This window comes from Desulfosporosinus sp. SYSU MS00001, assembly GCF_049943955.1.
Classification (GTDB): Bacteria; Bacillota; Desulfitobacteriia; order Desulfitobacteriales; family Desulfitobacteriaceae; genus Desulfosporosinus.
Map to the genome: position 1 here is coordinate 283,642 of NZ_JBNFTW010000006.1, position 10,158 is coordinate 293,799.

A 10,158-nucleotide genomic window follows, 5' to 3' on the forward strand; every position below is an offset into this window, starting at 1 on the left:
AATTTTATGCAACTAATATACAATTTCGTTTTCTAAACAATTTCATTATTCAAGGAACCATACTTTAACTCAAATTGTCCTCTGGTCATCAATACTTCGCGAGGTTTAGAACCTTCATAACCTCCAACGACCCCTTTTCCTTCCAATAAATCCATAAGGCGTGCTGCACGAGTATAGCCAATTCGTAAGCGTCGCTGCAATAGAGAAACTGAAGCAGTTCCGCTTTCGATAAAGAGTTGAGCTGCCTGATAAAAGAGTTCATCTTCCATGTCATCCTTTGTTGTACTCCCAATATCCACATTAGGGATATCCTGATATTCAGGTTTGGCTTGATTTTGCAGGAACTCCACAACATTTTCCACTTCTTTGTCACCTAGATAACAGCCCTGAACACGTATGGGTTTACTCGCACCCATGGGATAGTATAACATATCACCGCGCCCCATAAGTTTCTCCGCTCCATTCAAATCCAAGATTGTTCTCGAATCTGTTTGAGAAGAAACCGAAAAGGCAATTCGCGAAGGGATATTTGCTTTAATAAGTCCCGTAATAACATCTACGGAAGGTCTTTGGGTTGCCACAATCAAATGAATTCCGGCCGCACGAGCCATTTGAGCCAGACGGCAAATGGCGTCCTCAACATCTCCCGGTGCAACCATCATCAAATCTGCCAGTTCGTCAATAATGACGACAACATAAGGTAAAGGCGGATGCTCATTATTCTTTTCCTGTGCGCGTAAAAAATTATACCGAACAATGTCTCTCACACCCGAGGCAGCAAACAACTCATAGCGAGTTTCCATTTCGGTCACAATCCATTTCAATGCTCCTGCAGCTTTACGAGAATCCGTGACAACTGGGGCAATCAAATGAGGAATGCCGTTATAGTTAGCCAGTTCGACCATTTTCGGATCAACAAGTAAAAACTTCACTTCATCCGGACGAGCTTTAAAAAGAATACTGTGAATCAAAGTATTAATACACACAGACTTACCTGAGCCTGTTGCTCCGGCAATTAAGAGGTGCGGCATCTTAGTTAAATCTGCTATTACCGGTGCTCCAGTTATATCTTTACCCAAACATAAGATCAACTTATTGCTTGACCCCTGAAATTCGGGAGTTTCTAAGACTTCACGAAAATGTACCATGGCAATTTCTTTATTGGGTACTTCTATCCCTACCACTGATTTCCCGGGGATAGGAGCCTCAATACGAACGTCAGCCGAAGCCAAACTTAATGCGATATCATCTGCTAAGTTGGTTATTTTGCTGACTTTCACTCCTGGAGCAGGCTGAGCTTCATAACGCGTAATAGCAGGACCTTGAGTCACTTGGGTCACTTTGACCTTTACCCCAAAATTAGCAAGGGTTTCCTCAAGTATCCGGACATTATCCGTTAAATCTTTATTTAACCTAGGGTTTTTAACTTTTAAGGATTTATGCAGCAAGGAAACTTGCGGAAGTTGAAAATTTCCGTCTTCACGAGTCTGCCGTGAGATGGGCGTGCTGGTCACTTTGCCCGGTGCTGGCGGTTCGGAAGTTACTCCGCCTAGTGTTTTCTCAAAACCTAATTGTCCTTTGGGAAGAGACTCAGAAGGACTCTCAGTTATCCCTTCACGGAGATTTTGGCTGGTATTTTCATTAGGATCATCAAGAGTTTTGATAACTAATGGCCGTTCAACAATGTCCGGATCCAAGACAGGCGGGCGTGAAGATGGCGATTTCTTGAGGATTTTAGATGCTTTATGACCATCAGAATCCCTTTCTTCACTTGTTTCAGCCTCTTTGTCAACGTCAGGATTTTTCAATACTTCCTTAAAATCCTCCACGTGTTGTTTCATCCATACTCCGGATTCTTTCCCCATCTGACCAATTTCCTGTACTCCTTTTATGAGCGAGCGATTTGTGATTAGCAACGCTCCAATAATTGCAAACATAATTAAAACAACGTAACTTCCGGGAATTCCGACTGTCTCCTTCAATAAAAAGGCTATTACCGCACCAATAAGGCCCCCGCCATGTCCAAGCTGGCCCTCATGAAAAATATCAGATCGGGAAAAAGCTTCAATTCCCGGCAGCTGAAGGTGAAGAATACCGATAAATACAAGCCAAAGGAGAATCATTCCTTCCATTTTAGGTCCAAGACGCAGAGTTTGTTTGTTCATGAAAGAAATACCCCAAATTCCTAACATGACTGGGATACCTATTCGTCCTCCTCCAGCTAACATGGTCAAAAAATAACTAATTTCTCCGCCAACAACACCGCTTCTCTTCGAATAGAGAGCTACAAGCCCTAAACAAGCCATGCCAACCACGATAACTCCAATAACTTCTCTGCGAATCGTCTCTGCTATCGTGACAGCCCTCATATCGACCTTTTTATTTAATTTGCGGCGTCCTCTTTTTTTCGCCACACACCAATCCCCCAAACTTTTAAAATAATTTTTATAACCCACATTAAATTCCACATACTTAAGGCGTTTTCCTTTTTTGAATCAATTGACATTTATCTACCCCCACCAAAGAAGGGTATGCGAACCGCTCCCACTTGTAGAAGTGGGGGTCTTGCGATTGGCTTAAAAAGCCAGTAACTTTCTCACCATTACGTTAATTCGATGAGTATTACTGGCCCAGCCTGAATCTAACGATCTAAAGTTTAAGGCATCTTTAATACTATAGCGGCTTCTCTGAAGAACTTATCAAATCATTCAGTTCTTTGAAAGCCTCCCGAACCCCACCAACCGCTTGAATCAACCCCGCTTTGACAGCTTCTTCGCCAATTAATATTGTTCCGATATCCTGAGCTAACTCTCCTGTTTGAAACATAAGCTGCTCTAATTTTTCTTTACTAATATTTGAATGCGAATATATGAACTGATCTATTCTCTCTTGCATCTTTTTCAAATAGTCAAACTGCTGGTGACCATTTATTACTAAACCCGTATAGCGAATAGGATGAACGGTCATTGTGCCTGTCGGTGCTATAAGGCTCTTGGTACAACTTACAGCGATAGGAATACCAATACTGTGACCACCACCAAGGACTAAAGAAACAGACGGCTTGCTTAAACTAGATAACATTTCGGCAATTGCTAATCCAGCCTCCACATCACCGCCGGCAGTATTGAGAATAACTAATATACCCTCAATTTTGGGGTTTTGCTCAACTGCCAGAAGCTGAGGAATAATATGTTCATATTTTGTCGTCTTAGATTGCGCAGGCAATATTTGATGACCTTCAATTTGACCAATAATGGGCAAACAAAAAATCCTTTCGGAAACTTCAGGAATTTCAACCTGTCCTAACTCTTTAATAGAGTTTGTTGATTCGTCAAGCTTAATGTCTTCTTCTTCAGATTCAGATAAAGATAGTTTATTAGAAAACACTGATTGTTTTACCCCCTTACTTTCGAAAACCTCAACTAGCTGCTGAAACATCAAGTTAATCAATCGTTGCCAAGTTCTCTTTTAGTATGGTGGATTCAAGCATAAATAATACTAATGTCGGTTATGAAAGGCTTAGATAATTAGAATGTTGATTCTGCTTAAATTCTCACGATATACGCACAGACATTCACTGTTCTTACTTTGATCAAATTTGCAGCCAAAGACGAAAAAGTTTTGAACTTCAGTATTAGCAGGAAGGGTATTTTATTTGAATGCAGAATATATTTGTATTAATACTATATGCATGATGCAAATAGTTGAGGTGAGTATATATGGATAACGAGAAGGTAAAGGAGCTTGAATTCTCACTATCTATGGAACGTTTAATTCAAGCGGAATTACTTCTTCTTTTAAAGCAAAAACCTTCTCATGGGTACGAATTAATTCAACGCCTAAATGACAGTGAATTTAAGAGTGCTGAAGTTGACGCAGCTACAATTTATAGAAATTTACGACGTATGGACAAGGAGGGAATGATTAAATCTCAATGGGAAGTTGGCGAATCTGGTCCAGGCAGGAGACTTTATAAGCTAACAGCACAGGGAGAAGAGTATTTAATTGTCTGGGCACAGTACATTGTTCTGCAAAAGATAAAGTTAGAGAATTTCTTAGCGGCTTATCTTCAATTTAATCAGTGATAGGTGGTGGCAACAAACGTGGTTCAAAAGACTCTTAAAATTATTCATGCGGGTGCTTTGCAGATCGTTATGGAAAAGTGTCAAGAACATTTCTTACCACACTACCCAGATCTCCAAATTGAGCTGACAGGAGTTGGTTCAAGAGAAGGAGCAAAACGTTTACTCACTGGAGAGAAATACGACATTATCGCCCTTGCAGATCAAGCCTTATTTGCAGAATTACTTGTACCCAACCTCGTAAATAATTACTTTATATTTGCGTCGGATCAGATTGTTATAGGCTGCCACGAAGAGTCTAAAGGAACTATAGAAATGACTCCTGAAAATTGGGCCGAAGTGTTACTGAAACCCCAAGTCAGTTTTGCTCGTTCCGACCATCGTCTTGACCCATGTGGTTATCGAACTCTTATGGTATGGCAATTAGCTGAGATATTCTATGACAGACCCGGCTTATATTCGACTTTAGAAGCTGCATGTATCCCTTATTCAATCTATCCTAAATCAATTGATCTGTCTCAGGCCTTATTAAATGGTCAAGTAGACTACGCATTTCTTTATTCCTCGGAGGTTAGACAATTGGGTCTTCCGTTTATTCCTCTAGCGCCAAAAATCAATTTATCGAATCCTGCTTATGCCAAATTTTATGACCAAGCCTCCGTCAGCCTTGAGAGTAAGATCCCTGGCACAACTACTATAATCCACGGCAGCCCTATAGAATTTGCCATTGGCATAGCAAAGGATAGGTTTCAATCTGACATTGCTCAATCGTTTGTTGATTTTCTTACGGGAGAGGAGGGCACAGCGATTCTCGAGGAATGTGGGTTAACTCCATGCTAAACCCTGGAATAACTCAATAGCCATCTTTTGATGTTCTCGAAACGAGAAAACTTATTACTTTAGAGTACTTTAAATTCCTTTCTAATTATTTATTGATTATGGTAATTAGGAGGTAAAGCCATGGAAACAAGAAGAGAAAATGAAATAAAGCAGTCATTAGAAACGCCCAGAGTTGTAAGTCTTTTTGAAATCGCAAGAACTTTTCTTCACATAGGTCTTGTATCTTATAGTCTGGCGGCACTGGGTGAAGCAAAGAAAGCTTTAGTCGATAAAAAGTATTGGCTGACTGATGAGGAATACTTGAATGGTTTAGCTCTGTCGCAGCTTTTACCGGGAGCACCTACCGTAAACCTCAACACTTACATTGGTTACTTCATTAGGGGTTTTCCCGGTGCCTTAACAGCTAGTATCTTCTTTGTAATCCCTTGTTTTGTTTCAATGGTACTTCTTGCCCATCTGTATTTAAACTATAACAATGTTCCCGTGGTATCCTCGTTGTTTAAAGGAGTAGGTGCTTTAGTTGTAGGTCTTGTCTTAAACACTATCCTTGATTTATGGAAAAAAGGGGTAAATACCCCTCAGTTAACGATCCTAGCTGTTGGCGGTTTTACTTTGGTGTGTTTTTTAAAGGTAAATATTATTACCCTTCTCATAGTTGCTGGGATAGTAAGTCTGATTTTTACTTTTTTAACAGTTAAGTATTCTAGCTGGAAAACTGTAATGGATAAAAAATTCTGGGTCCCTAAGAAATCTTCACCAAAAGCAGTTTCGGCGATTAAATTTGAATTCAGCAAGAAAAAGTACCTGGTTACGCTGATTATGCTTGGCATACTGATGTTTATCAATTTTGCTATTAATTTTAGCAATCCTCTCTATAAAAACCTGGGAAATTCCTTATTTGGAATCGGAGGACTGACCTTTGGAAGCGGCTACGCAATGTTACCCTTTATTCAAAATGCCATGGTTAATCAATATCACTTTGTGACCGACAAAGAATTCGGGGTAGCTTTAGCCCTGAGTTTACTAACGCCTGGACCGGTAACCGTAATTTCCGCCTTTATCGGATATAAAGCAGCAGGCATCTTTGGGGCGGCCCTCGCTATGGCAAACATGTATCTGCCTTCGTTCGCTGTTGTAAATATTATTTCCGACCTCTATAACCGAGCAGGTCAAGTTGACAAGGTAAAAATGATCATCAGCGGCGTTGTTTCAGCGTTCATTGGGACGCTATGGGCAACCATTTACAAATTAACTGGCAGTTCGCTGGTCGATTTACCTACTTGTGCGCTGGCTTTAGCAGCTTTTGGCATACAGCGATTTACCAACATTGATACACTATGGATAATTATGGCTGGGGCATTAATCTCCATAGTTATTTTCTAATATCGACTTTATCAAACAGCAGCCCTCCTCATTTATTATGTGAATGAGGGGGGCTGAACTCATATCAATTTTAGAATATCCATTCCTGTGAACTCGTTCAGCTAAAGCTGAACATCGGGGCTTGGGGACTCTACCCCACCTGAAGTTAACGAAGGACCCACCCCCACTTACAAGAAGTGGGGGCCTTAAAAATTAGATAAAATTCTATTAGAGTAGATTATTATTTTCATTAAGATTCATCTTAAAGAAATTCAGAAACCTCGAAGCTGCATAGGATAAATACCGTCCTCTTTTCCATGTCAATGCCAATTCAAGATACAATTGAGAATCTGTTAGTGGCCGGGATATAACAATCTCTGGATCAAGATCCTGACATATTTTACTGGGTAATAAGGCAACACCTAGCCCTGCAGTCACCATTTGGATCATGAGTTCACGCTGCGAAGTTTCAAAAGCTACTTGAGGGATAAAACCGGATAGTTTACACCTGTCCAGAATGATATCATGAAGCTTATAGTCGCTATTGTAAATAATGAGTTGCTCCCCTTGAAGATTTTCATAGTCAATCGTATTATGGCACATTAACCAATGAGTTGGGTTCATAATCACACTGTGAGGATCTCGCTCAAACCAAATCCATTCAAAGAGATGACTATCTTCAGGTGTAAAAATACCGAAATCCAGTAATCCTTCTTGCAGCGATGCTTCAATCTTTTTGGGTCCATATTCATAAAGTTGGATTTCAATTCTAGGGTAATCCCGTTTAAATGCACCCAAAACGTGAGAAAACGTTGTAACAGCAGTGATATGGGGCAAACCAATGTGGACTTTTCCTATTTCTTGTTTTTCAAGGCCTTCAAGCTGAACATGGATATTTCTAAAAGAGGCCACAATTTGTTGCGCTTGCTCGAGAATCGCTTTCCCAGCATCAGTCAGTTCAACATATTTCGTACTTCGATAGAACAACGTTTTTCCCAACTCAGTTTCTAAATCCTTTACAGCCTTACTGATTGTGGGCTGAGAAATATGAGTTACTTCAGCGGCTTTACTGAAACTCTTATGCCTGGAAACCTCCAGAAAATATTCTAAATGTCTTATCTCCATCGTTACACCTAACATTTATTCTAAAATTCGATACACTCTATGCCAAATGAGTATTTTACGAATGGGCCAATACAATTTATAACTAAATAGTAAAGATCCTGATATAAAGGTTAAATCTAAAATAAGGAGTTTTCAATGTGCAAGAACAACATTCCATCAAGCATCTGGCCCCCTCCTGGTTTGCTGTAATCATGGGTACCGGTGGATTAGCCAACATCCTCTTCCAATGGCAAAACGCTTTTCCAGTGGGAAACCTTCTAGGTATACTTTTTGCTATTGTTGCAGACCTTCTTTATTTCGTGGTTTTAGTCCCGTGGGTTATTCGTTGGCTATGTTTCTTTGATTATGCTTATCGCGACCTAAATCACCTTCACACCGGCAATTTCTTCGTGACCATGCCAGTAGCGACAACCATTCTGGGAACGAATATTTACCTTATTTGGAGCCATTATCTTAATCAATCTATAGTTTATCATCTTATTCTCGGCTTGTGGATTATTTCGATGATTGGTGTAAGCTTTTTTACCTTTTATTCGACGTTTTTGATTATACGGCTTAAAGAAACTCCAAGTCCAGACGTCATTAACTTTTCTTGGATTATGGCACCCATCGCAAATATGGCTGTTTTGTTGATCGGGAACCCGGTTCTCGAACTGACAATTAAAATTCGGCCGACATGGAGTCTATCCTTCCTGATCATTAATACAGCCTTATTTGGTATTGGTTTTTTCCTTTTCATATTTATTAGCGCCATAGTTTTTGTCCGACTAGCTCATCATCCACTCCCCCCAGCGGATAAAATTCCATCCTTCGGTATTTTCATCAGTGCAATTGGACTAGCTGTAAGTGCAATTATTGATATTACGAAAAATGCTCATTCATTAGGGTTATTAGCATCAACAGATTTCTCAAATTTAATCTCTGTTGCCGTCTGGGGATTCGGAATCTGGATTGTCGGCATCATTGTGATGATTAGTATTTATCAAATTAAAAATGGAGGAATTCCCTTTACAATGGGATGGTGGGCCTTCATCTTTCCATTAGCTTCTTATACAATCGCTAGTCAAAAAGTAGCAAGGATATTTATATCCCCTCTCACGGTTGGCTATTCCGAATTCCTAACCATCCTCTTAATCCTTCTTTGGGTGTATACCTTCAGTAATACCGTTAGAGGAGTATTAAGCGGGAGGGTTTTCATCGGGCCTAGAATACAATCAAAATGCGATCGAATTTTGTGACATAACAAATAATTTTAAGCATCATTCTTTTCCATCCAATTGTTAGAGAGATTTGAATAACACCGATAAGCTCAAGCCTAATAAGCTTGAGCTTATTACATTTTCCAAATGAGAGTTTAGCGAACTTAATTAAATTTTATCAAGATATGATTAAGTTAAAAGCCTAATGAATAAAAAAGAGGTAAACCTGACACCTCGTCGAACTAATCTCAAGATGTTAATAAGGCATTTTTGTATAAACAAGTTCGAACTTCGCATTAACTTATTGATACAGATAATTCAAATTCATGAAGTTCGCCTATACACAATTGAGAATTAGATGGTAAAGCTAGGTCTTGTAGGAGTGGTTCCAGACTATTTGAGAGAGAGGTGATTATCAATGAGAAAAGTAGGTTTTTTTATTGGTTTTATCGTTTTATTTGGCTTCATTGCGGCCCTGAATAGTTCGATTTTTACAAGCAATCCAACCGGAAATACAATTGTCGATGCAATAGAAAAAACTCGTCGAAATGTTACAAAGATCGTGTATACGGAACAAGTTAAAGGTGGAGTTGTTGTTTTCTACAAAAAAAGTATTGGTAAAGGAGGGGAATCGGTCGCTTCAGGTTACGTCAAAAAAACATTGTGGGGATGGCAGTGGAGCTGGGGTGGAGAACATAGCGATGGCGTCTCAAAGGGCTTTAGTGCTCAATATTTTCCTTATGTTAAAGGTACCCCATTTCCATTATTATTTGGCGAGGTGAAAGATAAACAAATAAAGTACATAAAGGTAGCAGAGAAAAACGGCAGCAATGTCAAAGAAGCTAAGATAGTCGGAAAAGATACAGATTTGTTCTGGTTTACTTTCTTAAATAAATCGGAAGGGCCTAATTTTACAGTTACTGGATCATCAGGCGAAGGAACCACTCTTTATACCCAAGATATCAACACCGACGGTAACAGTTCAGCTCAAACCGTACCCGTTAACACTAACTAACAAGGAAAGTGATAATTTGTTCAAAATGGTTAAATTTAAGGGGGATAGGCTATGGGAATTTTCTTTCCGTTATTTATAACACCAACACTTGCCATTATGATATATATCCCATTTTTGGTAATTCCAATAGCCCTAATTGTTTGGTTTATGCGTAAATTTAACAATATCGAAAAAACTCTTTGCAACATTTTAGCAAAACTTGAAGAAAAATAACTCTCGTTAACTGTAAACTATTTAATGTAAAGTGTGCAAGTTACCACTTAAAAATACTTTCATTTCTTTCATGAAACACAAACAGACTGCCAATAAGGCAGTCTATTGCTTGTTTACCTGGCGATGACCTACTTTCCTAGGGGCTATGCCCCAAGTATTATCGGCCCTGGAACGAAAGGCGGATGAGCCTTTCGTCACACTGCGTCCCCTTACGCATTCTCCTGCAGTGTGGATCCTTAACTTCCGTGTTCGGTATACGAAAAGCACGAAAGCCTCCGGTGGAGGGTTTCGCCGAGCCACCAGCCCCAGAGAATCACTTTGT

The 10,158-nt window shown here is 39.7% G+C and carries 10 protein-coding genes; 6 read left to right on the forward strand and 4 right to left on the reverse strand.

Annotated elements, in window-relative coordinates; translation table 11 throughout:
* Positions 1-32: 32 nt before the first annotated feature.
* The 3 genes from ACPUYX_RS13300 to ACPUYX_RS13310 all read right to left on the reverse strand — a co-directional run bounded on the left by ACPUYX_RS13300 (position 33) and on the right by ACPUYX_RS13310 (position 3,387).
* Entirely contained in the window at positions 33-2,414 is a 2,382-nt protein-coding gene (locus ACPUYX_RS13300; RefSeq protein ID WP_426380113.1) for a DNA translocase FtsK 4TM domain-containing protein, read from the reverse strand.
* A complete protein-coding gene (locus ACPUYX_RS13305) occupies positions 2,384-2,506 on the reverse strand; it encodes a hypothetical protein (protein WP_426380114.1) in 123 nt (40 codons plus the stop codon). Before ACPUYX_RS13305 ends, ACPUYX_RS13300 begins: the two co-directional genes overlap by 31 nt.
* 167 nt (positions 2,507-2,673) lie before the next feature.
* The gene (locus ACPUYX_RS13310; protein WP_426380115.1) at positions 2,674-3,387 is read right to left on the reverse strand and encodes a ClpP family protease; all 714 of its coding nucleotides are present in this window, start codon (positions 3,385-3,387) and stop codon (positions 2,674-2,676) included.
* A 332-nt stretch (positions 3,388-3,719) separates the two neighbouring features.
* On the opposite strand from ACPUYX_RS13310, the gene ACPUYX_RS13315 reads away from it, so the two are divergent.
* From ACPUYX_RS13315 to chrA, 3 genes are all read left to right on the forward strand, one after another.
* Positions 3,720-4,085, forward strand: a complete 366-nt coding sequence (locus tag ACPUYX_RS13315) for a PadR family transcriptional regulator (RefSeq protein ID WP_426380116.1) — start codon at positions 3,720-3,722, stop codon at positions 4,083-4,085.
* An 18-nt stretch (positions 4,086-4,103) separates the two neighbouring features.
* The gene (locus ACPUYX_RS13320; RefSeq protein ID WP_426380117.1) at positions 4,104-4,922 is read left to right on the forward strand and encodes an extracellular solute-binding protein; all 819 of its coding nucleotides are present in this window, start codon (positions 4,104-4,106) and stop codon (positions 4,920-4,922) included.
* Between the two features lie 120 nt (positions 4,923-5,042).
* The gene (chrA, locus tag ACPUYX_RS13325; RefSeq protein ID WP_426380118.1) at positions 5,043-6,305 is read left to right on the forward strand and encodes a chromate efflux transporter; all 1,263 of its coding nucleotides are present in this window, start codon (positions 5,043-5,045) and stop codon (positions 6,303-6,305) included.
* 207 nt (positions 6,306-6,512) lie between these two features.
* Here the strand turns inward: chrA and ACPUYX_RS13330 are convergent, their stop codons facing one another.
* Entirely contained in the window at positions 6,513-7,409 is an 897-nt protein-coding gene (locus ACPUYX_RS13330) for a LysR family transcriptional regulator (protein WP_426380119.1), read from the reverse strand.
* A 137-nt stretch (positions 7,410-7,546) separates the two neighbouring features.
* On the opposite strand from ACPUYX_RS13330, the gene ACPUYX_RS13335 reads away from it, so the two are divergent.
* From ACPUYX_RS13335 to ACPUYX_RS13345, 3 genes are all read left to right on the forward strand, one after another.
* Positions 7,547-8,647 (forward strand): C4-dicarboxylate ABC transporter, encoded by a 1,101-nt coding sequence (locus ACPUYX_RS13335; protein ID WP_426380120.1) that lies wholly within the window; start codon positions 7,547-7,549, stop codon positions 8,645-8,647.
* A 379-nt stretch (positions 8,648-9,026) separates the two neighbouring features.
* Positions 9,027-9,623 (forward strand): hypothetical protein, encoded by a 597-nt coding sequence (locus tag ACPUYX_RS13340; protein ID WP_426380121.1) that lies wholly within the window; start codon positions 9,027-9,029, stop codon positions 9,621-9,623.
* A 51-nt stretch (positions 9,624-9,674) separates the two neighbouring features.
* Positions 9,675-9,836, forward strand: a complete 162-nt coding sequence (locus ACPUYX_RS13345) for a hypothetical protein (RefSeq protein ID WP_426380122.1) — start codon at positions 9,675-9,677, stop codon at positions 9,834-9,836.
* Positions 9,837-10,158: the final 322 nt, after the last annotated feature.